We start from the raw sequence: 23,803 nt of genomic DNA on the forward strand, positions 1-23,803 counted from the left end.
TTCATAGCGGTTGTTCATAGCGACAGGGAATCACGCGCGGATACGCGGGCTACTGCCGTGACGGCAGTGGCCCCTACTGGAACGGCATCGTCTGGTCGCGGGCGATGCCGCTTTCCATTACTTGACTATTAGAGGTGACAATCAATGTCCCATCATTACACTCTGACCGCCAATGTTCGTCAGGAGCTGGGGAAAGGTGCGAGCCGCCGCCTGCGCCGCAAGAACGAACAGGTCGCTGCCATCATCTACGGTGGTTCCACTGAACCGCAGCCGATCACCATCGACAAGCCGGCCTTCTACAAGGCGATCGAAGACGAAGCTTTCTTCTCCTCGATCATCGACATCAGTATCGACGGCAAGAGCGAGCAGGTCGTCATCCGTGATCTGCAGCGCCATCCCTACAAGGCCCTGATCACTCACGCTGACTTCATGCGCGTCGATGCGACTCACGAACTGACCCTGAACGTACCGCTGCACTTCCTGAACGAAGAGTCGTGCAAAGGTGTCAAGGACGAGGGCGGCGTACTCCACGTCCAGAACAACGACGTTCAGATCAGCTGTCTGCCGTCCAAGCTGCCGGAATACATCGAAGTCGATGTGGCTGACCTGGCACTTGGCGAGACCATTCACCTGTCCGACATCAAGCTGCCGGAAGGCGTGACTCTGGTCGAGCTAAGCCATGGTGAAGAGCACGATGCCGGCGTCGTCAGCGTCACGCACCCGACCGTCGCCAGCGACGACGAGATCGCCGGTGAAGGCGTCGACGAAGATGGCGAACCGAAAGACGGCGAGTAATCTTCCGTCATAGACCGGACAACAGGTAGTCGGCATGGCAGTGAAAGCGATCATCGGCCTGGGTAATCCCGGGCCGGAATACGAAGACACCCGCCACAATGCCGGCGCCTGGCTGGTCGAGCAAATCGCTCGGGGCGCAGCAGAAACGCTGCGCCCCGAACGCAAGTTTCTGGGCCTCTATGCCAAGGTCCGCCTGGGCGAGCACGATATTCACCTGCTCAACCCCACCACCTTCATGAATCGCAGCGGTGCCTCGGTGGCCGCGCTGTGCCAGTTCTTCAAGATCGCACCGGACGAGCTTCTCGTCGCCCATGACGAGCTCGATATCGCCCCTGGCTGCGCCCGCTACAAGACGGGCGGCGGACACGGTGGGCATAACGGTCTGCGAGATATCATCAGCGCGTCGGCCAATGCCAACGGCTTCCACCGTCTCCGAGTCGGCATCGGCCATCCCGGCAGCGCCAAACTGGTCACCCACTATGTTCTCGGCCGCCCTGGCAAGCGGGAACGCGAGGTGATCGACGACGTCCTGACCGAGACTGTCCATACCCTCCCCGATGCTCTCGCTGGCAACTGGGCCAAGGCCATGAACCGGCTGCACAGTTTCAAGCCTGACTGATTCGCTCGGTAGCTCGTAGCTCGTAGCTCGTAGCTCGTAGCTGGCAAGAGTCTGGCCCCTGTCGGCCGCGTCCCGTAGAATGCTCGCCATTCGTTTGTCGTGCTGTCGTTCGTGTCTCGCGACCCGAACGTCCCCAAAAGCATGCTGGCTTCAGGATCATACCGTTCTCAGGATCACATTATGGGCTTCAATTGCGGCATCGTCGGTTTGCCCAACGTCGGTAAATCGACTCTTTTCAATGCGCTGACACGCTCCGGTATCGACGCGGAAAACTTCCCGTTCTGCACCATCGAACCCAATACCGGGATCGTGCCAATGCCCGATCCGCGTCTCAACAAACTCGCCGAGATCGTCAAGCCGCAGAAAGTGGTACCGACCACGATGGAGTTCGTCGACATCGCCGGGCTGGTCGAGGGCGCGTCCAAGGGCGAAGGACTGGGTAACCAGTTCCTGGCCAACATCCGCGAAACCGACGCCATCGCCCATGTCGTGCGCTGCTTCGACGACGACAATGTGATCCACGTCGCCAACCAGGTCGACCCGACCGCCGACATCGAGACCATCAATCTCGAGCTGGCACTGGCCGATCTGGATGCCGTCGAACGCTCGATCCAGCGTTTGACGCGCGTGGTCAAGGGCGGCGACAAGGATGCGATCGCGACCAAGGCGATCCTCGACCGGATCCAACCGCATCTGGCCGAAGGCCAGCCGTTGCGCAGCTTCGGGCTCGACGCCGACGAGCAGTATCAGCTGCGCAGCTTCGGTTTTCTGACCCTCAAACCGACGATGTACATCGCGAACGTCAACGAAGACGGTTTTGAGAACAATCCCCATCTCGATACCGTGCGCGAGATCGCGGCTCAGGAAAACGCCGTGGTGGTGCCGGTCTGCAACAAGCTGGAGGCCGAGATCGCCGAGCTCGAAGACGAAGAGCGCGCCATGTTCCTCGAAGAGATGGGCATGGAAGAACCCGGTCTCGATCGTGTCATCCGTGCCGGCTACGGCCTGCTGGGCCTGCAGACCTACTTCACCGCGGGCGTGAAGGAAGTGCGTGCCTGGACGGTCAAGATCGGCGCTACCGCACCGCAGGCGGCCGGCGTGATTCATACCGATTTCGAGAAAGGTTTCATTCGCGCGGAAGTCGTCGGCTACGAGGACTTCGTGGCGCTGGGCGGCGAGAACGGTGCCAAGGAAGCCGGCAAGTGGCGTCTCGAGGGCAAGACTTACGTGCTCAAGGATGGCGACATCATGCACTTCCGCTTTAACGTCTGAGACCGATCACGGCGCAGGACGTCGAAAGCATGCGGTATGAACCCGGGAAAGCGTTGACGTTTCATCGGGTTATGGTAGTATTCGCAACCGTTGTCAGACGACTTTGTCCACCTCGACATGGTCACCTAGACACGGTTGCCACGACATGGCTACCTCAAAGGCTACGTAGCTCAGCTGGTTAGAGCACATCACTCATAATGATGGGGTCCCCTGTTCGAATCAGGGCGTAGCCACCAGATATCACGACGAAGCCCGCCNNGGCGGGCTTCGTCGTTTTCGTCTGCTGGAGGTTCAGTTGGCTCGCTGATTATCGAATGACCGTCCACGACCTTCGAATGCGGCTCAGATAGCGCGGCGGCGACTTTCCTCGATATAGGCTGACCGTAAACGGCGCGAGACATCGCCGGGCCGGCCGTCACCGATCATTACCTCATCGATCGCGATGACCGGGGTGACGAACGAGGACGCCGACGTCACGAAGCACTCTCTGGCACTCTGTGCTTCCGAGACGCTGAAAGCGCGCGCCTCGACATCCAACGATAACGCTGCGGCGATTTCCAGAACGACGGCCCGCGTAATCCCGGGCAGGATGGCGTGCGATAGCTCGCGCGTCACCAGCACGCCGTCGTGCGTCAGTATCCACGCATTGTTGGAGGCCCCTTCCGTCACCATGCAATTTTCGACCAGCCAGGCATCATCGGCGCCGACCGCTTTCGCCGCCATCTTGGCCATCGCCGGATAGAGCAGCTGTACCGTCTTGATGTCACGCCGTGTCCAGCGCCAATCGGGTTGTGTCGCGACGCGAATACCCTCGCTGCCACTGCGGCTATCGACGAGGGCCTTGGCCTGGGTGAACAGCACCAGCGTCGGCGGCGTTGACGCATCCGGGTAGGCAAAATCACGATCGCCGGCGCTGCCTCGCGTCAGTTGCAGGTAGACCATGCCCTCCTCAAGCGCGTTGCGTCGGATCAGCTCGCGGTGGATCTCCAACAACGTCTCGTCGCTCCACGGCAACGTCATCTCGAGTTCACCGGCCGAGCGCTTTAGCCGCTGCATATGCCCGGAAAAATCGATCAGCTTGCCATCCAGCACCGACGACACTTCGTAGACCCCGTCGGCGAGCAGAAAACCGCGGTCGAAGACCGATACCTTGGCGTCCCGTTCCGCGACGTAATCGCCATTCACGTAAACCGTGCGCTGTGTCATCTCATGCCGTCTCTAGTATCTGTCTTCATGTTCAGGCCGATTGTCGCTGAACCTCGCGACGCAGAGTGTAACTCCATGACGACTGCTCATCCCCACAGAGCGGGCGTTGCCGGGTGCACACCCTCGACGTCGAAACGCATGCCGTGCTCACGATCCCGCGCCAGCAACAGCGGTCCGTCAAGATCCACCACCGCTGCCCCCTGCGCGACCAGCAACGCCGGCGCCATCGACAACGACGATCCCACCATGCAACCCACCATGATCTCGAAACCCTGGGCCAGCGCCTCCTGCTTGAGCGCCAACGCCTCGGTCAGGCCACCGGTCTTGTCGAGCTTGATATTGATCATGTCGTAGCGACCCACCAGGTTCGGCAGCGAGCGGCGATCGTGACAAGACTCGTCGGCGCAGACCGGGAGCGGTCGTTCGATCTCCGCCAGCGGCGCGTCGTCTCCAGCCGGCAGCGGCTGCTCGACCATGCCAATGCCGAGCGCCAGCAGGGTCGGTGCCAGGCGTTGGTAAGCTTCTCGGTCCCATCCCTCGTTGGCGTCGACGATGATCCGCGCTTCCGGCGCGCCCTCACGAACCGCCTCGAGGCGTTCGATATCCCCCTCGCCACCCAGTTTCAGCTTGAGCAACGGCCGATCGGCGTGACGCCTGGCCTTATCGCGCATGACGTCCGGCGTGTCCAGGGATAGCGTAAAGGCCGTGATCTCGGCTCTAGGCTCATCGATGCCGGCAAGCGCCCAGACCGGCTTGCCGGCAATCTTGGCTTCCAGATCCCAAAACGCACAGTCGAGCGCGTTGCGCGCAGCGCCGGCCGGCAGTCGCGTCTGCAGCTCGAGGCGATCCATACCGTTTGCCAAGGCATCGCGCATCGACTCGATCTCGGCGGTGACGCTATCGACCGACTCGCCGTAATGCGCGTAGGGAACGCACTCACCGCGCCCGGCATGCGTCCCGTCGTTCAACGTCGCGATCACCACACGCGCTTCGGTTCGCGAGCCACGGGAGATGGTGAAGACTTCGGCAAGCGGGAAGACCTGCTCCTCGACGCTGAGACTCAGCATGCCAACACCGCCTCCGCCAGCCGATCCGCGCCCTGGCGATAGGGATCGACGCAGGGCAGCCCCATGCGCGTTTCCAGTGCCGCCAGATAGCGATCGGCCTCGTCGACCGCCAAGCCGGCAGTATTGACCGAGACACCGACGACCTGGCACACCGGGTTCACCACTTGGGCCAGCGGCAGCGCCGTGTCGCGCAGTTGTTCGAGCGTCGGCAGTGAGTAATGGGGCAGGCCGCGCATGTGCGTGCGCGTCGGCTCGTGACATAGGATCATCGCATCCGGCTGGCCGCCGTGGATCAGCGCCAGGGTGACGCCGGAATAGGAAGGGTGAAACAGACTGCCCTGCCCCTCGATGATGTCCCAATGGTCATCGTCGTTATCCGGGGTCAGCCATTCGATCGAACCGGCCATGAAATCGGCGATGACGGCATCCAGCGGCACGCCTTCACCGGTGATCAGGATGCCGGTCTGACCGGTGGCACGGAAGCTCGACTTGGCGCCGCGCTCGCGCATGGCGATATCCAGCGCCAGGGCGGTGTACATCTTGCCGATCGAACAATCGGTACCCACGGCCAGGCAACGCTTGCCACTGCGCTTCTTGCCGTCGCCGATCGGATACTGAACCTGGGGTACGCGCACATCGATGAGGCGCCCGCCGTACTTCTCCGCCGCCGCCACCAGCTCCGGCTCATTACGCAGCAGATTGTGCAGGCCGGAAGCGATATCCATGCCGGCCGCCAAGGCCTCCTTGAGCACGGCGATCCAACTGCGGGAAATCACGCCACCACGATTCGCCGCGCCGATCACCAGCGTTCTGGCCCCCTGGGCCACCGCCGCATCGATGTCGAGATCCGGAAGCTTCATATCCGCCTGGCAGCCGGGTAGCCGGTACTGCCCCAACGCATACTCCGGGCGCCAGTCACGAATGCCCTGAGCGACCTTGGCAGATAACGGATCGGGCACATCGCCCAGGAACAACAGATAAGGAGTCTTGAGCATGTTGTCTTGTCTCTGATGAATAGATACCGACGGAGCCTACTCCGCCATGGCGATGCGCCACGACGCGACATTCTGGTCCGCTACATCATACTCTGCGGCAGCCACAGCGAAATGGCGGGAAACGCCAGCAGCAGTGCCAGGATGAACAGATCGCACGCCACGAATGGCCAGACGCCAGCGAAGACCTCGCTGATCTTGACGTCCTTTCCCGCGGCGCCGGCCAGGGCAAAGGCGTTGAGCCCGACGGGTGGCGTCACCCCCGCAATCTCGCACATCTTCATCGCAATGATACAGAACCAGATCGGCTCGTAGCCAAGTTCCACGACGATGGGGAACACGATCGGCAGCGTCAACGCGAATGCCGCTGCCGGCACCACGACCATGCCCATCAGGAACCAGATGACCAGAATCAGCCCCAGGACCATCCATGAAGGCACATCCCAGGAGGTCATGAAATTCGTGATCTCGAAGGGAATCCGCGTCAGCCCCAGAAATCGACTGAAGAACAGTGCCGCCACAATGATGAAGAACAGCGTAGTCGTGATGCCGGCCGACTCCCGCAGCGCCCCGCGCAGCTTGTCGAGCGAGCGTAGGGGCCCGGTCGCCACGCCCAGGATGATCGCGCCCAGCGCCCCGACCGCACCGGCTTCGGTCGCCGTGAACAGACCACCATAAAGGCCGCCGATAACCACGCCGCCCAGCAGCAGGATTTGCCACAGATCGAGAAGTCCGCGTACACGATCCCGCAGCATGATCCGGTGCTCTTCCTCCAGCATCGGCGCGAGCTCGGGGTTGCGCTTGGCGCGCCAGACGATCGAGATCGCGTAGACCAGCGCGGTCAGCACGCCGGGTACGATGCCGGCAATGAAGAGCTGACCTACCGGCACGCCGGTGAAGATAGAGAACAGGATGAACATGCCGCTGGGCGGAATCATTGCCGCAAACGAGCCCGCACAGGCGATACTGCCCAGCGCGAAGCGCTTGTCATACTGATAACGACGCATCTCCGGATAGGCAATTCGCCCGAACACACTAGCCGTTGCCAGAGAAGAGCCGCACACGGTCGAGAACGCGGCGCTACCGAAAGCCGTCGCAACCGCCAGCGAGCCGGGAATCCTTGCGGTCACGCGATGTAGTCCCTTATAGGCCAGCTCGGCGAAGCCGCTGGCCGCCGCCAGCGCCCCCATCAAGACGAACAAAGGCAGCACGGTAAAGGTCGGCGAAGCGATCGCCGTGTACATGGTATCGCCGAGCAGCGAGGTGGCGCTGTACGGGGTCAGAAGCGTGGCGATCCCAATGAAAGCGACCAGCAGGAAATTGATGGCCAAAGGAACGCCAAGCACGAGAAGTATCAGCAATGCCGCGACACCGACGACGCCGACTAGCGTGAAGTCCATGATGATATCCGTAGTAGTAGAAAGTCAGAAACCCAGGAGGCGCAAGCTTCTCGGTCTTCACGGACTCTTGAATCGGAATTGGGCCACCAGTCGGCGACACAGCTGCAGCCCGTAAAGCGCCAGTGCGGCGAACATCACGAACTTGACCGGATAAACCAGGATCGGGCGTGGCCCGGCAATCGCCTGGCGGCTCTCCCAGGCATTGACCGCGTTGGTCCATACCGCCCACGCCACGATGACCACCGTCACGAGCGAAACCAGCGTGATGAAGCCTGTCAATAGACGCCCCGTGGTGCCGCTGAGTTTGTCCGTCAGGAACTCGACACGAATATGCGCGTCCCGTTCTTCCGCATGCGACAGGCCGAGATACACCACCGCAATCATCGTGAACATGGCCAGTTCGGAGACGCCGTAGAGAGGACGCGAAAATCCCCGCGCCACCAGATCGACGATCATGAACAGCACCACCAGGATCAACAGCCAGCCACACAGCTCAGCCAGGCTCTGATTCAGCCGGGTCATCAGGCGCGGCCTACGCGCCTGACGATTGGCCGATTTCAAACTGGACGGCGTGACCTCGGTAGGCGCCCGAGAACCGACGTTCGAGTCGCTATTCATGAGTCGCCGGCCGCCGAACCGTCATCGATGATCTTTTTCATCTTCTCGATGATTCGCGCGGGGTCCTCGGCGCCGGCACCCTCGGCGCTCTGGATCCAGGTCTGGCGATTGGTTTCCACTGCCGGTAGCGAAACGAACTTCTCGATATCGTCGGCGGAGGCTGCGGTGACGGTATAACCGGCGGCTTCCTGCACCTTGACGATGCGATCGAACTCGTTGGCGTAATACTCGCCGAAGGTCTTCTCCGCCTGCGCCGCGGCCTGCTCGAACCAGCCCTGCATCTCCGTAGACATCGCGTCCCACTTGCGCTGATTGACGGTGAGGATCATGGGCACCGCCAACCATAAGCGGCGTGACGTCAGGATATTCGGTGCAACCTCGTCCATGCCGGTACGGTTGAGGCTGTCGTAATTAGTGAAGACGCCGTCGATGGCACCCGACTGCAGCGACTGATAGGTATCGCTCCAGGGCACCGATACCGGCGTTGCACCCAGATCGCCCAGCAAATTGAGCATCCATTGGCTGGATGCGCGCACCCGTTTACCTTGGAAGTCATCAAACGACGTCACGGGTTCGCGAAAGACGCCGGCATAGGGAAGATAGGGGTAGATATAAATGATGTGTTGGTCCTGCTTGGCGAATTCCTCGCTTAGCTCCGGCACCTGGTCGTAGACGGCATGGTAGACCGACATGATGTCGGCGTAGTTCTCTGGCCCGGCGGGAAACAGCTGGAAAGCCCCATTCAGCAGCAACTGATTGGGATAGTAATTGATGTTGATATAACCCATGTCGGCAACACCATTGCTGACACCGCCGAGGATTTCATCGCCCTGCATGACCGAGGCACCCCAGTAAGGCACCACTTCGATCTCGCCGTTGGAAACCTCGCTCAAGGCATCCAGAAAGCCCTTTTCGGCAGCACCGCGCAGGCCATTCGGTGCAGTATTGGTCGCATAGGTCAGCGTTTCCGCAGCGGCAACCGCACCAGGCGTGGCAGCCAGGCCGGCTCCGAGGGTCAGGGTGAAGGCGACCGCCGACATGAAACGGCGCCTCGGGAGAGATTGCGGGTTCATCAAAGGCATGGGAAAACCTCTTTATCGTTGTCGTTGTCGTTGCCGTCACAGCTCGTCGTCATCGAGCTGTCAGAAAATAATCATCGATGTCACACGCGCCTGTCTCATACCTTTTTGTCGACGGGCCATAACCTGACGTTAATGATGCAAGGTTACTCGATCATTCCTTCTCGCCGCAGAACACGCCCTGCGCGGGTGCGGACATCGCCATCGACCCAGGTTGGTTGCCCGTTGACCATTACCCAGTCGATACCGACCGCAGGCGTCGTCGGCGCGACGAAGCTGGCGCCCTCGCGGATCATCTCGAAATCGAACAGCGTCAGATCGGCAAACGCGCCCTCGCGGATCAAGCCACGATCGGTCAGCCCGAAACGCGCCGCCGACATCGAGGTCATCTTGCGGATTGCCTCCGGCAGGTCGAGCAGCCCCTCGTCACGGCAATAGTGGCCTATGACGCGCGGAAAGCTCCCCCACAGCCGCGGATGCGGATTCGGGTCGCTGGGTAGCCCGTCGGAGCCGATCATGGTTAGAGGATGCGCCAGCACGCGGCGCACATCCTCCTCATTCATGTTGTGATAAATCGCTCCGGCCGGCATCAGGCGGCGTGCCGCTTCGGTCAGATCGACCTCCCACTCGGCAGCGATATCGCTCAGCAGACGCCGCCCTTGCTCAGGATGCGGCTTCGACCAGGTAATCAGGATCTCGAACTCGTCCGAGACCCGCCACAGATCGAGCGTCGTCGAGCAGGCCGAATAGGGGTAACAGTCACAGTTGCAAGGCTGCTCGGCCGCCGCTGCCTCGAGCTTCTCGATGGCGTGTTCGCTCTTGCCCCAGTTGTCGACGTCGGCGCACTTCAAGTGCGATATCACCAGCGGCACCCCACCATGCCGGGCCGTGTCGAACGCCTCATCCATCGCCTCGAACAGCAGCTCGCGCTCGTTGCGCATATGGGTGGTGTAGATTCCCCCCTCTTCGCCGACGACCTCGACCAGCGCTTTTACCTCACCGGCCGGCGCCTGACGCGCATTGGTATAGGCCAGACCGGTACTGAGGCCGATCGCGCCGGCCCTCAGCGCCGTGCGCAACGATTGGCGCATGGCCAGTATTTCCTCGTCGCTGGCGGCCCGGTCAAAGCGATCCATCACCCCGGCGCGCAACGTAGTATGCCCGATCAATGCCGCCACGTTGACGGCAGGCGTCGCGGCTTCCACTGCCGCGGCAAAGGCATCGAACTGCGCAAAGAACGCATCGCTCTCGCCGAGCAGATTCATCGGATCCGGCACCTCGCCGACGATCTTGACCGGTGAAGCGCTGATACCGCAGTTGCCGACGATCACCGTGGTAATGCCCTGAGTGATCTTGGGCAGCATCTCCGGCTCGCGGATGGCGCAGCTATCGTCATGGGTATGAACGTCGATGAATCCCGGGGAAAGATACCGCCCTTCTGCTTCGACCACCTGCGCGGCATCAGTCGCGTCCAGATCGCCAATAGCCACGATTCGATCTCCGCTCACGCCAACGTCGGCAACGAACGGCTTGCGACCGGTACCATCCAGAACGTGAGCCCGACGGATGATCACATCGAATGTCATATCGTTCTCCTGATGATGTGGAATGACCGACATCGTGTCATTGCGGGCTTTTCAGCATCGTGCCCGGCTGGATGACCAGCGTGTCGAGCCCGGCGGCACGCACCGCAGCCTCGCCCATCGGCGTAGTAATCAGACGGCCACCGCTGCCGACGACATCGTCGCCATCGAGTAGCCGTTGCCCGTGCGCGTAGGTCAGGACCGGGCGCCGGCGTTCGAGGTCGAGCACGGTAATATCCGCATCGGCACCAACCCCCAGATGCCCCTTGTCATGCAACCCGAGGATTTTCGCCGGATGGAGACTTGCCTTGCGCACGAAGCCCTCGAGACTCAAGGCATCCAGATGCACTAGAGCGAGACCTCGCGCCACGATATCGTTGCGCGGGATCCCGCCGCCGTCGGTGGCCAGGGCATCCACCGCATAACGCCCGTCGTCCCGCGTAGCCGTGACCAGCCGCAGACGCGGCTCGGGAGGATTGGCCCGAAAGCTGATGCCGATGTTGGAACCACAGGTACGCCAGGCGGCCAGGCCCTCGGACCCGCCCACCAATTCGACGATACCCCCGCGCTCGAGATTGACTAGCGCCCAACCGGCTAGAATCGCTTCGGCCATCCCCTCGCTGGTGGCCGGATACCCGCCACGCTCGAGCCCGAAAGCCGCCAGCCGACTCCCCGGTACGCCGTCGATACACTCGCCACTGACACCGTTGAAGGGTGCGAGATAGGACTCCGAGCGGATGTGCGGATGTGCGGATGTGCGGCCAGCAACGCCAACGCCTCCTCGCCCTCGGACACGGCATCACGGATCTGCCCTCGGCAGTAGCTATTGATATGCGCCAGATGTAGCGGATGGCCCGCACTCAATTCGCATGCCTCGCGCATGCCTTCGATATTGGAACCCGCAGACTGCGTGCCGGCATGAAAGGCGACGTAAGCGCCACATCCAGCAGCCGCCTCGATGGCACGCGCTGTAGCCTCGGCGGTCAACGGATAATGGCCACCCAGCAGCTTCAGCCCGATTGCGCCCTGGCTCAGGGCGTGACTCAGGGCTTCGTCGATATCGTCCCGGCCGGGGTCGTCGGAAGCGATGGTGTGTTCCGGCCGCAAGTAATTGACGCAGGCGACGCTCAGTCCACAGCCGTGGCGCGCCGCCAGATCGACCACGCCTTCGATGGGCCCCGCCATGTCCAGCGCTGTGGTTACGCCAGCCCTTGCCAACATTCGATGGCCGCAGCCACCACCCAGAAAGGGTGATAGATGCACGTGCATGTCGACGATACCCGGCATCACCACGAGTCCCGCCAGGTCATGCTCGCGTCGCGCCTCACCGGCAATGGTCGGCGCCACTTCGGCGATTTTTCCGTTGCGGAGCGCAATATCCCGGATTTCGTGCAATCCGTTGGCAGGATCGACGACGGTGCCATTGCGTAGCAGAACGTCATAACGCTCGATCATGTTCGCACCTCGGTGATTGTCGTTATTGTGGTTGTCATCAGGAGAGCGGCTTTCCTCGCGGTAACCGCTAGCGCTCGACACCCGTCTGCGAGGTAATTCGTCCGTAGTGCTCGACGCGCCGGTGACGCGCGAAATCGAAGATGGTCGTTTTGCCGAACTGACAGCGGTCCATATCGCAATGCGCGGTAATTAGCTCATCCCCCTCTCCGGTGGTACGCGCAACCACGAATCCGTCCGGATCGACGATGATCGTGCCACCCATCAACGGAAAGCCGTCCTCTACTCCGGCCTTGGCAACGGCCACGGCCCAAGTCGCGTTCTGGTAGGCGCCCGCCGTGACCGACAGTTCTGAATGATAGAGCCGCTCGCTGAGGCCCTCGCCACGATTCTGCGAGTTCACTGACGGCGTGTTGTAACCCAGCATGACCAGTTCGACGCCCTGCAGGCCCATGACGCGCCAAGTTTCCGGCCAGCGACGATCGTTACAGATGCACATGCCCATTAGCGTGCCTTCGTTGTCGAAAGTCTCGAAGCCAAGGTCACCGGGTTCGAAGTACCGCTTCTCGAGATGCTGGAAGTCACGCGCAGCGTCATATTCCACATGTCCCGGTAGATGAACCTTGCGATACTTGCCGACGATATGGCCCTGACGGTCGGTGAGGATGGACGTGTTGAAATGGTGTCCTTCCGGCGTCAACTCGGCATACCCGAAAGAGATGGCGACGCCATGCGCGCGAGCCCGATCGAACAGAGGTTGGGTTGCCGCATTGGGCATCTCGCGCTCGAACCAGCCGTCGATCTCGGCCTGGTCCTCCATGTACCAGCGCGGGAAAAAGGTCGTCAGCGCCAATTCCGGGTAAACCACCAGATCGCAGCCCTGGGCGGCAGCCCGGTCCAGTAACGACAGCATTCGCAACACGACCACTTCACGACTGTCGCTTTTCTGAATGGGGCCCATCTGAGCCGCGCCGATTACCCGTTCACGCATGACCTGTCCGCCTATCGAATTTGATTTGGTCGAATCAGTGTCTGAATATTGCGCCGAAGTGTCGTATACCGATTTATCGGCAGCCCATAACTTTTGGTTAATTTACGGGTGCGCGCAGGTATCGCTAGCGCTGAAGCGGACGAATGCCGCCTTGAGGTGTGAAATGAACACGTGGGCCAGCTGCGACAGCGGCTCCGTACGCGGATAGACCAGGCTGACGATAAGCCGCTGTTCGACCGGCAGAGGCACCGCCGTCAAATGGTCGCTGTGAAACCCCTGCCAGGTGAATTCATCGATCAGCGCGATGCCCGCACCCGCATTGGCCAGGGCGCAGGCATAGTGCGGGGAATCGACCTCGGTAGCTGGCCGCCAAGGCTCACCGGCACTCTCGAATGCCGAACGGATATGTTGCCCGAACGGTGTTTCTGCACCATAACCGATCAGATCGTAGTGGCGGAGCTCGGGCAATTGCACCATGTCGCGCTCCGCCAGCGGGTGATCGCTCGGGCAAACGCAAACCATGCCCGCTCGATGCAGCGGGCTGGCTTCCAGGTTGGGATGATTGACCGGGAACAGCGAAATGCCCAGATCAGCTTGACGATCGAGCAGTTGGTCGCGCAGCTGCGTGTGCCGCTGGCAATCGAGACTGACACGAACATCCTGTTCTGCCCGAAAGCTGGTGATCGCCCACGGCACTACCTGATGGCCGAGACTCGAACTGGCCGCGACGCGAACGACGCCATGACGCCGCTGGGTCAGATCGTGGAGCGTGTTGTTGACTCGCTGCACATCACGATAGACGTTCTCCACATCACGAAATAACCGTCGTGCTTCCGGCGATGGGTAGAGCCGCCCCTTGATGCGCTCGAACAGCGTAAAACCGATGCGCTGCTCGGTGTGGGCGAGCATCCGACTCACCGCCGGCTGAGAAATCATCAGGACGCGCGACGCGCCACTAATGCTGCCGGTCGTCATGATTGCCCGGAAAACCTCGATCTGCCGCAAATTCAGCGCCATTGCCGCCTCGCTAACCAAAGTCCGCCGTTACATCACCACAATCAATACCCATTCTCGGTCCAGCTCGACATCCGTGACGCGAGAATCAGATGCTCAATCGATCGCCAGCTCGGGCCGGTCGAAAAATACCTTCAACGCACGGATCAGATACGCCGGGTCACGGCTGCCTGCCGTTTCGCGAATCGAATGCATGCCGAACTGCGGCACGCCAACATCGATGGTCGGCACGCCAAGTTCGGTCGCGGTGATCGGTCCGATGGTGCTGCCGCAGCCCATGTCCGCACGGGTCACGAACTGTTGAACGGGCACGCCGGCTTCACGGCAGATTTCATGGAACAGCGCCCCGGTGGCGCTGTTGGTGGCGTAGCGCTGGCTGGCATTGACCTTGATCACCGGCCCCGCGTTGAGTGACGGTCCGTGGTTCGGGTCGTGCTTGTCGGTGAAGTTGGGGTGAACGGCGTGAGCGTTATCGCAGGAGATCATCAGCGAGCGCTGGATCAGCCGCACGAAGCCCTCGTCGCCCGGCTCACCCAGCGCCGAGTTCACGCGCCGCAGCACGTCGGCGAGAAACGGGCCCTGGGCGCCACAGGCACTGGCGCTGCCGACTTCCTCGTGATCGTTGGCGACGAACAGCGCGCCCTGCCGACCGTCGGCCGCCAACAGTGCTTCGACACCGATGAAGCAGGAAAGCAGGTTGTCGAGTCGGGCACTGGCGATCATCTCGCCATTGACACCCACCCGCGCCGGCGGCTGTACATCATAGAAGCCCAGTTCGAAATCGACGATATCCGCCACCTCGATGGCGTGCTCGCGCTCGATCCACTGCTTGAGCAGACGGTCGAAATCCGGCGCGTCCCCGCCCTGCATCATCAACGGCGCCATCTGCGTCTGCGCATTCAACGCACGGCCATTGTTGGCTTCGCGATCCATGTGAATCGCCAGACTGGGAATGATCGCCACCGGTTCCGCCACGTTGAGCAGCACACCCTGCAGGGTCCCATCGGCCCGGCGCACGTGAACCCGGCCGGCAATGCCGAGATCACGATCGAACCACGGCGCCAGCAACGCCCCCCCGTACACCTGCACGCCCAACTGCAGCCAGCCTTTATTGACGATCGCCGGTTGCGGTTTGATTCGCAACGCTGGACTATCCGTGTGAGCGCCGACCATACGCATCGCTTCGAGCGAAGAGTCAGGTAGTTGAAACGCAATCAAGGCACTATCGTTGCGCGTCACGTAATATTTTTTGCCTAGCGACAACTTCCAGCTGTCAGTTTCCTTGAGCGGCCGATATCCTGCCGCCTCCAGCCTTGCCGCCAGATTGGTGGTGGCGTGCCAGGGAGAGGGCGAATGCTGAAGGAAATCGATCAAGCGATCTTCGAGAGCCTTGTCGGCGGCATGGTCTGACATGGGTTTCCTCGGATGTCGGTCTGTAGTCACGCAAACTGACTGCTACAATGAATCCCGGACCTGAAAAAGATTCATGGATCCGGTGGTCTTCTAGGGAATAGAGAGTGTACAGGAAACCGGGAGTGCTTCATTGATGACCCTGATTGTCGCCGCTCGGTACGCGGCCATGTGTTTGCTACTGCTGGCATGGAGCGTCACGGCGCTGGCCGGTCCCACCCCAACGGATGACCAACGTCAGGCGGCAAGCGAAGTCGCCGAATCGCTGGAGTATGGGCATTACGCCGAGGTCGAGATCAACGACGCCTGGTCGAAGCGCGCGTTCAAGCGCCTGCTCGACGTCCTCGACGATCAGCGCGCCTACCTCCTGCAGCGAGACGTCGACAACTTCAGCGATCTGGAAACGACACTCGATGATGCGCTCAAGTCAGGCGATCTCGATCGTGTCTATGCATTCTATTCACATTATCAGGATCGACTCGAAGCCCGACTGCAGTGGCTGGTGAAAAGAGTCGATCAGGGGATCGACTACGACTACGCCAGCAACGAACGTTTGGCGCTCGATCGGGAAGATTCCTCCTGGGCGGGAAGCGAGAGTTCGCTGGACGATCTATGGAACAAACGTCTGGAGAATGCCGCGCTGACGCTGTCGCTGAGCGACCAGTCGCCGCAGGAGATCCAGAAGACGCTGCATGATCGCTACACCAACCAGCTCAACCGTGTACGCCAGACCAACGCCGAAGATGTACTGGTGCTGCTGATGGCGGCAGTCACCGGCACCGTCGACCCTCATACCGAGTATTTCTCGCCGCAGCAAAGCGAATCGTTCGATATTCAGATGCGGCTCTCGCTGGAAGGCATCGGCGCACTGCTGCAGAGCGACGGTGAGTACGTCAAGGTATCGAGCCTGGTACCCGGCGGACCCGCGGACAAGGCCGGCGTGCTGCAACCGGCGGACCGTATCGTCGCGGTGGGTCAGGATGAAGATGGCGACATGGTCAACGTGGTCGGCATGCGCCTCGATGAAGTGGTGGATCTGATTCGTGGGAAAAAGGGCTCGACGGTACGTCTGGACGTCATTCCCGCCAAGGCCGTCGACGTGACGCGCACACACACCGTCAGAATCACTCGCGATACCGTCAAGCTTGAGGACCAGGCCGCTCACAGCCGGATCGAGCAGGTCCAGCGTGATGGCGAGACGCACAAGATCGGGGTCATCACGGTACCGGCGTTCTATGTCGACTTCGACGCCTGGCAAGCCGGTGAATCCGATTATCGCAGCACCACCCGCGATGTCGCCAAGGAGATCGACAAGCTCAAGGCGCAAGACGTCGAAGGTATCGTGCTCGATCTGCGCAATGACGGCGGCGGCGCGCTGCAGGAAGCCAATTCCATGATCGGCCTGTTCATCGATCGCGGGCCCACGGTACAGGTTCGCGACGCTCAGGGACGCATCAATCTCTACGGTGATACCGACGCCGGTGTCGCCTACGACGGCCCTCTCGCCGTGCTGGTCAACCGCCTCTCCGCTTCCGCTTCCGAGATCTTCGCCGGAGCGATTCAGGATTACGGTCGAGGTCTGGTGGTCGGCAGTCGAACCTTCGGCAAGGGCACGGTGCAGACCCTGACCGACCTCAGCCATGGGCAGATCAAGCTGACACGTGCCAAGTTCTATCGGATCTCCGGCGAAAGTACCCAGCATCGCGGCGTCGAACCGGACATTCTCTATCCCAGCTTGATCGACCCCGACGAGATCGGTGAAAGCGCCCTCGACAACGCCCTGCCCTGGGATCGAGTACGTCCGGTGCAGTACCGCCTCTATGGAGAGCCGTGGCGGTATATCGAGGGACTGCAGGACCGTCACGAGCGACGCATCGCCAACGATCCCGATTTCGTCTATCTCGAGAAGCAGGCCCAGTTGAGTAAGCGTCTACGCGATCAGCAGACCAGCATCAGTCTCAACAAGGATCAGCGTCAGCGCGAAATGGACGCCCAGGAGAGCGAACAGCTGGCTTTGGAGAACCAACGACGCCGAGCGCTGGGAATGGAACCGCTCGAACACTGGACCGATGCCCGCGAAGATGGGAGCACGTCGGGCGAGGAGGACAAGGCGAGCGAAGATTCCAGCAACAAGGACGACAAAGGCGCGGCCGCCAACGACAGCAGCGAGGGAGATGCAGCCGATTCCGACGATGCCAAACCGATCGATCGCGCCGAACTGCAGGAAACCTCGCAGATATTGCTGGATTACGTGCAGTTGAAGTCCAACGGATAATCTATCTCGCCCGGCGTGGGTCATCCGGCGCCGGGTACGAACCAGTAAGCTCCGACGTGTCGAATCCAGAATTAGCCATTGGAATTTAGCATCAGCCAAGGGCCTCGCGAACTCGCGAGGCCCTTTTTTCGTTTGATGTTTGATGACAGTCGCAACGTCGAACCCGGCCTGCCTGGGTTTAGAAAATAAGGGCTTGGAAACACGGGTTCAGAAAATAAGGATTCAGAAACAAGGGTTCAGAAAATCGCTCATCGGTCGTTGAACGTCTGGAAGACTCGAGAGCGACATCATGATGGCGATATTGATCCGAGCAACGGTGCTCCTCTGGCTGGGCCTGTCAGGAATTGCCCAGGCGGACACGATCCATCCCAGCTCCACTAGTGCAGTTCACCCCGGCACGCTGGAGACCTCATGCCCACCTGGCGCGGCTAGGGCACAACAGCAGAGCGCTTACGAGGCACTGACTCGACGACTCGAGCGGTGGGACGAGGCCTATTATCAGCGTCACGAACGCCTGGTCGACGACGGGGTCTACGACGAAGCCAAACGTCGCTGGCAGCGCTGGCGTCGCTGTCTCGAGCCAGCCGCCGCGGCAACCCGCCAGGCCACACCTTCGTCGGCCAATGATGATCTCAAGCACCCTTTCGCTCAGACCGGACTCGACAAACTGCCCGATCGAAAGGCCGTCGGTGAGTGGTTATTGCGGCAATCGGGGCGGGCGCTATGGATTCAGCCCAAGGTCGATGGTGTCGCGGTCACCCTGGTCTATCGCGATGGCAAGCTCGCCTCCGCCATCAGTCGCGGCGATGGAGAGTATGGACAGGACTGGACCGCCCAGGCCCAACAGATCACCGGCATCCCGCAACAGCTGGGCAGCGAGGCACCGATAACGCTTCAAGGCGAGCTCTTCCTGCGACTGCCCGACCACGTTCAGGCCCGGGATGGCGGTGTCTCGGCACGCTCCAAGGTCGCCGGACTGATGAATCGGAAGACGTTATCGACGCAGGATGCCGAGGCGATCGGTTTCTTCGCCTGGGCCTGGCCGGATGGACCTGTGACCGGAGACAGCCGGCTCGAACAGCTGACGCAGCTGGGATTCGTCGATACCGCCCATTACACCCGGCGCGTCGAGGGCTCGTCCCCCGCCGACCGCTTGGCGCAGGTCGAACACTGGCGCGATCGCTGGTATCGCGCCGGGCTGCCGTTCGCCTCCGATGGCGTGGTGATCAAGCGGAGCGAACGTCCGCCGGGGCAACGCTGGCAGCCGCAGCCGCCGAGCTGGGCCATCGCCTGGAAATATCCGGCGGCGCAAACGCTGGCCGTGGTCGAATCCGTCGACGTCTCGGTCGGGCGAACCGGCCGCCTGACCCCGATCGCCCGACTGGATCCGGTCCTGCTCGACGACCGCGAAGTCAGTTCGATCAGCCTGGGCTCGCTGGATCATTGGCAAACGCTGGATGTTCACCCCGGGGATCAGGTTTCGATCTCTCTCGCCGGCGCCACCATTGCCCAGATCGAACAGGTAGTGATACCGGCCACGCCACGACAGCCGCTGGTGCTGCCCGACACTCGACGCTACGACGCGCTGTCCTGTCTGCGCCTGACACCCGGCTGCCGGGAACAGTTCCTGGCCCGGCTGGAATGGCTGGGCAGCGCTCACGGCTTGGACATGACCGGCATTGGCCCCGCCACCTGGGCCGCGCTGGTCGACGCCGGCCTGGTCGACGATCTATTGTCCTGGCGACAACTGGATGTCGCCCAGCTTCAAGCCCTGCCTGGCGTCGGGGAGACGCGCGCTCGGCAGTGGATCGGCGCGTTCCACGAGGCCGAGAATGCGAGCCAAAGACAGTGGCTCGTCGCTCTGGGCATGCCACCGATACCAGCAGCCGTCGAGCAGGCGGCACTCGCGCCCTCATTGAACCGGCTGCGCGAACGCTCGGCGACATCCTGGCAAACCTTCGATGGCATCGGCGTCGTCCGCAGCGAACGACTGGCGACCTTCTTCCACCACCCCACCATCGATGCCCTGCTCGACACGATTTTCCAAACGCCGACGACGACCTTGTGAATCGCCAGTCCCGTCTTCAGCACCCCGCCCTACCGCCAGCATTCGTCGAAATCGGGTCGAACGCCTGTCAGGCCACTTGCCGGTGACGGCAAGTCGGTCTGACAAGACTCATCTCTGCAGAACCATTTAAACCACCGTCCGATTCAAGAAAACGCGGCATGGCGGGGCTGCCAAGTCGCGTTACAGTCACCTCGTGTCTGCGTACCGGCGGCCTTCCGTGGCATATCTCATCGATATGTCCGAACGACCTATCGCCGACAGGCAATGCCTCTATCCGGTCGTCCAGCTCCAAATGGCCACGCTCAGAGGCTGATACCCGAAGGTCCATACCCGAAGGTCCATACCCGAAGGTCCATAACCAGAGAGAGGGATCGACACGATGTTCCCCGCAAGGCGATCCTTCCTGTTCCTGCAAGGTCCCCGCTCACGCTTCTTCGACCAGCTGGGGCAGCGACTCAGTGACGACGGCCACAGGGTCGTCAAAGTCAACTTCACCGTTGGAGATCAGCTGGGATGGCATGGGAAATCGGCAGAAACCTTTCGTGATCCCCTGCCCATGCTGGGCGAGTTCGTCACCGACCTGTGGCGACGTCATGGCATCACCGACCAGGTTGCCTTCGATGACCGTCGGCCCGTCCACAAGGGAGTGCTGGGCGCAGCGCGACGACGCGGCATTCGTAACCACATTCTGGCGCCCGGGTACTTTCAACCCTACTGGGCCACACTCGAGCGTGAAGGCGTCGACGGCTACTCGCTGCTTCCGCGGGGTCCCGAGTGGTATCACAGCGTTGGCCCGACCATCCCTCACGCGCTGCCTCCCCGACCTTTCCAGCAGCGCCTCACACCACATCTGGTGCGGAATATCGGCTACCAGCTGGCCGATATGACCGATTTGCTGCGATTTCGCCACACGCGCCGTCACACCCGATCCTGCGGCGACATCGACTATCGACGACTCATCGGCCGAGGTCGACGCCGATCTGCCATCCGCTGTCGGCGACTGCTCGACGAGAGGCAGCCGTTCTTTCTGTTTCCGCTCCAGCAGGATGGCGATAGCCAAATTCTTTGCCACTCGCCCTATGCCGATATGGCCGAAGGCGTGACGCGGGTCGTCGGCTCGTTTGCCCGTTTCGCACCGGGACATACACGGCTGGTCGTTCTCGATCCAAAGGGAACGGCTTCTACGGGCTACGTTCGCCGACTACGGGATCTGGCGCGAGAAACCGACCTGGGCGAGCGACTGGTGTTCCTGTCCGGGATCGATCTGAAAACGCTGATCGATCATGCTTCGGGGCTGGTAACGATCAATGGCCGCGAAGGGTTCGCAGCGCTGGAGAGCGGGTGCCCGACCCTGGCGCTGGGAGAGTCGATCTACCGCCTGCCTGGATTGACCTCCTCCAGTACTCTGGATGACTTCTGGCGCTATCCGATCGGTCCCGAGAGGCGCCTGTTTCGAAGCTTCGCCAAAGTCGTCATTCATGCCACTCAGATCAACGGCGGCTTCTACGATCGCGAAGGTATCGACCTGGCCGTGATCAATGCCGTGGCGCACCTGACCCAGGACATCTCCCCTATCGAACGGCTGCTGTGGGACTCTCGCCTACCGGTCGCCTCGTAGGCTTTTCGTACAAACCCTAGGTTCGATTCTCGGTAGCTTTCGAGCAATCCGTTCTGCTGACGAACCGTCCCTATCCTTACAAAGAAAAGCGGCCAGGTGATTGTCACCCGGCCGCTCTTTTGGCTACCCGCTCGGTCGTCGAATCCGCCTACGAATTGGCCGGAGAGAGTGCCCTTCCAATGTCGATGCGAGGTTTCACCATCAACTTGGTGAACGCCATCAAGACCATCTCTTCGATCGCCGGCCCCATATCCGCCTTGAGCGCTTCGTAACTCGGATAACTCGGCGTCGGCGCGATGCACATCTCGAAGAAGTGCTGGCGATTGATGTGCGGATTGTCGATGAAGAACTGGCTCAAGCGGTTGTGCTTTTCCTGTTTCGCCGCACTGGAAACGTAGTTGCCCATCCGCGCGAAGAACTGTTCCACGCTCCGTAGCGGCAAGTGATAGATGCAGGCTTCCCACTCCCGGGCGAAATTCATGATCTCGGCCTCAGGCTCCAGCACCGTGCCATCCTGCTTGGCCATCAGCCAGTGATACCCCATATGCAGACGATGGGACTGGCGATGCATGAACAGCGCCTTGGTATCGGAGGCCTGCTCCCCCAGCGACCAGTATTCGGCCTCCAACAGCTTGCCTTCCAGATCCTGCTGATAGGCGATCCGCTCCTTGCAGATCACGTTGATCCACGGCAGCCGGAAGTAGAATCGCTTCAGATTTTCTTCCCCCGGGAATCGCTGTGCGAATGCCGCGTAGAAGTCCTTGACCGTGAGCCTGTTCTTGAAAGTCAGGAACTCATCGGCGTCGAAGCCGTAGACGACGTTGAAGCAGTCCTTTTTCAGGTAGATATCCAGCGCCCCGTTGATATAGTCGGCTTTGCGCCTGGAAAAGCCCTGTTCGTCCTCGATCTCGACGAAGGCGATCTCCTTTTCCGGGTAGCGGTCACGCAGCTCGGCGACGCACTCTCTGAGGAAATCGTGCTCGATATGGCTGAGTACGATGAGCCGGTCGAATCCCAACCGCAGGTGATGCAGGAAAGACGCGAAGACGACGTCTTCTTCACCCCTCACCATCGTAATGGCGGTAAATTCGATATTCATGATTGAGCTTCCTGTCATGTTAAAGATACTTGCCGCCGTGGCGGCGACACAAAGTGGGAAACGGAGCCGGCGTGCTCACACAGGATCGACGCTCGGGATCAGCGCGATCCTCTTGACCTCAACGCGATCCTTTTGACCTCAACGCCACTATTTTGACCTCAGCGCAATAATGTCGATTTCCGCATTTTCCGTTCAGTGTCACCGGCGCACCCACCAGAAAGCTCGAGCCTTCTCCGGATTACCGATATCCATCGCCTTACGAGCGGCGTTCTGCGCCATCAGACGTGCGCCCGCCGGATCGTCGATCAACTGTTGCATGGCTGAGCGCCAGGCTTCGGGCGTGTCCTCGACCAGTAAACCGTCCTCGCCGTGCGAGACGATCTCCCGGTAGGGAGAACGCGCACTGTAAAGGCCGACGCTCCCCATCGCCGCGTTGTCCAGAAACTTGATATAGGTCTTGCCGGCGTTGAACGGCGTGTCGCGCATCGGCGTCAGGCTGATATGCATGCGCTGACGACCGCGGTAGCGCTGAAAGGCCCGCCAGCCTAGAGGCTTGGGCGTCCGGACCCGCTGCAACCCGCGTAGCGAGACCGGCGAAAATCCTCCCAGCATGATCTCGAACGTCAACGCCTTGTTGCGTTCGTGGATATCGACCAGCGCCGGCGTGATGTTCTCGAGATCGGCCAGATGCGCCCGAGAACCGTGAAACCCCACACAGGGTGCCAGCATCGAAAAATGATCGTGACTCGGCATCGCCGCAATCAACGACGGTGCCAGGAGCGCAACCGAATCGTGGCGACGACTGAAGTGTCTCGCCAGCGGTTCACAGCAGGCGATCACTTCGTCGGCGATCGCCAGCAAGCGTGGCTGCAAGTGAGAGGCCACATGCGCCATTCGCCGCCGGTAGGTTTCCGGCAGCTCTTCGTCTTGCGCAGCGGCATCGACATCGTCGTCGATCAGATAGCGAATGGTGGACAAACGGTGACGATTGTCTTCCAGCCAGGAAATCCAGGCGCCGTTGAGCGACCGGCAGACGAGGATGTGGGCATCGCGCAGTTCGCCCACCAGCCAGGGCATGCACATGACCGGCAGCCGCCAGTAGCTGGTGTCGATCCGCTTGACTTCGATGCCACGTGATTGCAGCCACGGAGCCACCGATTTCAGAAAGTAGATATCTTCGGTCGGACAGGTTCCATCACTCAAAACCACCCAGCGCGGATAGTTCATGATTAGTCCCCTCGTAGG

At 61.1% G+C, this 23,803-nt stretch carries 20 protein-coding genes and 1 tRNA gene; 7 read left to right on the forward strand and 14 right to left on the reverse strand.

The window, feature by feature from the left end; translation table 11 throughout:
- Window positions 1-144: 144 nt before the first annotated feature.
- From DOM58_RS04865 to DOM58_RS04880, 4 genes are all read left to right on the forward strand, one after another.
- On the forward strand, window positions 145-795 hold the full coding sequence (locus DOM58_RS04865; protein WP_075561225.1) for a 50S ribosomal protein L25/general stress protein Ctc: 651 nt from the start codon (window positions 145-147) through the stop codon (window positions 793-795).
- Between the two features lie 34 nt (window positions 796-829).
- The gene (pth, locus tag DOM58_RS04870; RefSeq protein ID WP_110691949.1) at window positions 830-1,414 is read left to right on the forward strand and encodes an aminoacyl-tRNA hydrolase; all 585 of its coding nucleotides are present in this window, start codon (window positions 830-832) and stop codon (window positions 1,412-1,414) included.
- A gap of 180 nt (window positions 1,415-1,594) precedes the next feature.
- On the forward strand, window positions 1,595-2,686 hold the full coding sequence (gene ychF, locus DOM58_RS04875) for a redox-regulated ATPase YchF (protein WP_110691950.1): 1,092 nt from the start codon (window positions 1,595-1,597) through the stop codon (window positions 2,684-2,686).
- Between the two features lie 159 nt (window positions 2,687-2,845).
- Window positions 2,846-2,922, forward strand: a tRNA-Met gene (locus DOM58_RS04880).
- 106 nt (window positions 2,923-3,028) lie between these two features.
- On the opposite strand, the gene DOM58_RS04885 is transcribed toward DOM58_RS04880, so the two are convergent.
- The 12 genes from DOM58_RS04885 to DOM58_RS04940 all read right to left on the reverse strand — a co-directional run bounded on the left by DOM58_RS04885 (window position 3,029) and on the right by DOM58_RS04940 (window position 15,501).
- Window positions 3,029-3,892, reverse strand: a complete 864-nt coding sequence (locus DOM58_RS04885; protein ID WP_110691951.1) for a D-amino-acid transaminase — start codon at window positions 3,890-3,892, stop codon at window positions 3,029-3,031.
- Between the two features lie 86 nt (window positions 3,893-3,978).
- Window positions 3,979-4,959 (reverse strand): N-acetyl-D-Glu racemase DgcA, encoded by a 981-nt coding sequence (gene dgcA / locus DOM58_RS04890; RefSeq protein WP_110691952.1) that lies wholly within the window; start codon window positions 4,957-4,959, stop codon window positions 3,979-3,981.
- Window positions 4,953-5,954 (reverse strand): N-acetyltransferase DgcN, encoded by a 1,002-nt coding sequence (gene dgcN / locus DOM58_RS04895; RefSeq protein WP_110691953.1) that lies wholly within the window; start codon window positions 5,952-5,954, stop codon window positions 4,953-4,955. The genes dgcA and dgcN overlap by 7 nt, the downstream gene beginning before the upstream one ends.
- Window positions 5,955-6,034: 80 nt before the next feature.
- The gene (locus DOM58_RS04900) at window positions 6,035-7,351 is read right to left on the reverse strand and encodes a TRAP transporter large permease (RefSeq protein ID WP_075561220.1); all 1,317 of its coding nucleotides are present in this window, start codon (window positions 7,349-7,351) and stop codon (window positions 6,035-6,037) included.
- Between the two features lie 57 nt (window positions 7,352-7,408).
- Window positions 7,409-7,969 (reverse strand): TRAP transporter small permease subunit, encoded by a 561-nt coding sequence (locus tag DOM58_RS04905; protein ID WP_110691954.1) that lies wholly within the window; start codon window positions 7,967-7,969, stop codon window positions 7,409-7,411.
- A complete protein-coding gene (dctP, locus tag DOM58_RS04910) occupies window positions 7,966-9,051 on the reverse strand; it encodes a TRAP transporter substrate-binding protein DctP (RefSeq protein ID WP_110691955.1) in 1,086 nt (361 codons plus the stop codon). Before dctP ends, DOM58_RS04905 begins: the two co-directional genes overlap by 4 nt.
- A gap of 143 nt (window positions 9,052-9,194) precedes the next feature.
- Window positions 9,195-10,634: an N-acyl-D-amino-acid deacylase family protein gene (locus DOM58_RS04915; RefSeq protein ID WP_110692068.1), complete on the reverse strand. Its 1,440-nt coding sequence runs from the start codon at window positions 10,632-10,634 to the stop codon at window positions 9,195-9,197.
- A 37-nt stretch (window positions 10,635-10,671) separates the two neighbouring features.
- A complete protein-coding gene (locus DOM58_RS04920) occupies window positions 10,672-11,244 on the reverse strand; it encodes an amidohydrolase family protein (protein WP_110691956.1) in 573 nt (190 codons plus the stop codon).
- Entirely contained in the window at window positions 11,226-12,086 is an 861-nt protein-coding gene (locus DOM58_RS04925) for a hypothetical protein (protein WP_110691957.1), read from the reverse strand. Before DOM58_RS04925 ends, DOM58_RS04920 begins: the two co-directional genes overlap by 19 nt.
- 67 nt (window positions 12,087-12,153) lie before the next feature.
- Window positions 12,154-13,074, reverse strand: coding sequence for an N-carbamoyl-D-amino-acid hydrolase (locus DOM58_RS04930; protein ID WP_110691958.1), 921 nt, complete (start codon window positions 13,072-13,074; stop codon window positions 12,154-12,156).
- 102 nt (window positions 13,075-13,176) lie between these two features.
- Complete coding sequence (locus tag DOM58_RS04935; protein WP_110691959.1) at window positions 13,177-14,091, reverse strand: LysR substrate-binding domain-containing protein; 915 nt, start codon at window positions 14,089-14,091, stop codon at window positions 13,177-13,179.
- Between the two features lie 93 nt (window positions 14,092-14,184).
- Complete coding sequence (locus DOM58_RS04940; protein WP_110691960.1) at window positions 14,185-15,501, reverse strand: M18 family aminopeptidase; 1,317 nt, start codon at window positions 15,499-15,501, stop codon at window positions 14,185-14,187.
- 133 nt (window positions 15,502-15,634) lie between these two features.
- Here DOM58_RS04940 and DOM58_RS04945 point away from each other — a divergent pair, with 133 nt between their 5' ends.
- The 3 genes from DOM58_RS04945 to DOM58_RS04955 all read left to right on the forward strand — a co-directional run bounded on the left by DOM58_RS04945 (window position 15,635) and on the right by DOM58_RS04955 (window position 21,459).
- Window positions 15,635-17,773, forward strand: coding sequence for a carboxy terminal-processing peptidase (locus DOM58_RS04945; protein ID WP_110691961.1), 2,139 nt, complete (start codon window positions 15,635-15,637; stop codon window positions 17,771-17,773).
- A 316-nt stretch (window positions 17,774-18,089) separates the two neighbouring features.
- Window positions 18,090-19,841 carry an NAD-dependent DNA ligase LigB gene (gene ligB, locus DOM58_RS04950; RefSeq protein WP_223162129.1) on the forward strand — a complete coding sequence of 584 codons (1,752 nt, stop codon included), beginning with the start codon at window positions 18,090-18,092 and terminating at the stop codon, window positions 19,839-19,841.
- Between the two features lie 379 nt (window positions 19,842-20,220).
- A complete protein-coding gene (locus DOM58_RS04955; protein WP_110691962.1) occupies window positions 20,221-21,459 on the forward strand; it encodes a capsular polysaccharide export protein, LipB/KpsS family in 1,239 nt (412 codons plus the stop codon).
- Between the two features lie 148 nt (window positions 21,460-21,607).
- On the opposite strand, the gene DOM58_RS04960 is transcribed toward DOM58_RS04955, so the two are convergent.
- Window positions 21,608-22,558: a glycosyltransferase family 2 protein gene (locus DOM58_RS04960; protein WP_157957488.1), complete on the reverse strand. Its 951-nt coding sequence runs from the start codon at window positions 22,556-22,558 to the stop codon at window positions 21,608-21,610.
- Between the two features lie 198 nt (window positions 22,559-22,756).
- Window positions 22,757-23,785: a glycosyltransferase gene (locus tag DOM58_RS04965; protein WP_075561209.1), complete on the reverse strand. Its 1,029-nt coding sequence runs from the start codon at window positions 23,783-23,785 to the stop codon at window positions 22,757-22,759.
- Window positions 23,786-23,803: the final 18 nt, after the last annotated feature.

Source organism: Salinicola halophyticus, assembly GCF_003206695.1.
Classification (GTDB): Bacteria; Pseudomonadota; Gammaproteobacteria; order Pseudomonadales; family Halomonadaceae; genus Salinicola; species Salinicola halophyticus.

What these genes read in the sequence shown, in the direction of transcription:
- DOM58_RS04865 (WP_075561225.1), top strand. Translation starts at nt 145, where the DNA reads ATGTCCCATCATTACACTCTGACCGCCAATGTTCGTCAGGAGCTGGGG.
- pth (WP_110691949.1), top strand. Translation starts at nt 830, where the DNA reads ATGGCAGTGAAAGCGATCATCGGCCTGGGTAATCCCGGGCCGGAATAC.
- ychF (WP_110691950.1), top strand. Translation starts at nt 1,595, where the DNA reads ATGGGCTTCAATTGCGGCATCGTCGGTTTGCCCAACGTCGGTAAATCG.
- DOM58_RS04885 (WP_110691951.1), bottom strand. Translation starts at nt 3,892, where the DNA reads ATGACACAGCGCACGGTTTACGTGAATGGCGATTACGTCGCGGAACGG.
- dgcA (WP_110691952.1), bottom strand. Translation starts at nt 4,959, where the DNA reads ATGCTGAGTCTCAGCGTCGAGGAGCAGGTCTTCCCGCTTGCCGAAGTC.
- dgcN (WP_110691953.1), bottom strand. Translation starts at nt 5,954, where the DNA reads ATGCTCAAGACTCCTTATCTGTTGTTCCTGGGCGATGTGCCCGATCCG.
- DOM58_RS04900 (WP_075561220.1), bottom strand. Translation starts at nt 7,351, where the DNA reads ATGGACTTCACGCTAGTCGGCGTCGTCGGTGTCGCGGCATTGCTGATA.
- DOM58_RS04905 (WP_110691954.1), bottom strand. Translation starts at nt 7,969, where the DNA reads ATGAATAGCGACTCGAACGTCGGTTCTCGGGCGCCTACCGAGGTCACG.
- dctP (WP_110691955.1), bottom strand. Translation starts at nt 9,051, where the DNA reads ATGCCTTTGATGAACCCGCAATCTCTCCCGAGGCGCCGTTTCATGTCG.
- DOM58_RS04915 (WP_110692068.1), bottom strand. Translation starts at nt 10,634, where the DNA reads ATGACATTCGATGTGATCATCCGTCGGGCTCACGTTCTGGATGGTACC.
- DOM58_RS04920 (WP_110691956.1), bottom strand. Translation starts at nt 11,244, where the DNA reads ATGGCCGAAGCGATTCTAGCCGGTTGGGCGCTAGTCAATCTCGAGCGC.
- DOM58_RS04925 (WP_110691957.1), bottom strand. Translation starts at nt 12,086, where the DNA reads ATGATCGAGCGTTATGACGTTCTGCTACGCAATGGCACCGTCGTCGAT.
- DOM58_RS04930 (WP_110691958.1), bottom strand. Translation starts at nt 13,074, where the DNA reads ATGCGTGAACGGGTAATCGGCGCGGCTCAGATGGGCCCCATTCAGAAA.
- DOM58_RS04935 (WP_110691959.1), bottom strand. Translation starts at nt 14,091, where the DNA reads ATGGCGCTGAATTTGCGGCAGATCGAGGTTTTCCGGGCAATCATGACG.
- DOM58_RS04940 (WP_110691960.1), bottom strand. Translation starts at nt 15,501, where the DNA reads ATGTCAGACCATGCCGCCGACAAGGCTCTCGAAGATCGCTTGATCGAT.
- DOM58_RS04945 (WP_110691961.1), top strand. Translation starts at nt 15,635, where the DNA reads ATGACCCTGATTGTCGCCGCTCGGTACGCGGCCATGTGTTTGCTACTG.
- DOM58_RS04955 (WP_110691962.1), top strand. Translation starts at nt 20,221, where the DNA reads ATGTTCCCCGCAAGGCGATCCTTCCTGTTCCTGCAAGGTCCCCGCTCA.
- DOM58_RS04960 (WP_157957488.1), bottom strand. Translation starts at nt 22,558, where the DNA reads ATGAATATCGAATTTACCGCCATTACGATGGTGAGGGGTGAAGAAGAC.
- DOM58_RS04965 (WP_075561209.1), bottom strand. Translation starts at nt 23,785, where the DNA reads ATGAACTATCCGCGCTGGGTGGTTTTGAGTGATGGAACCTGTCCGACC.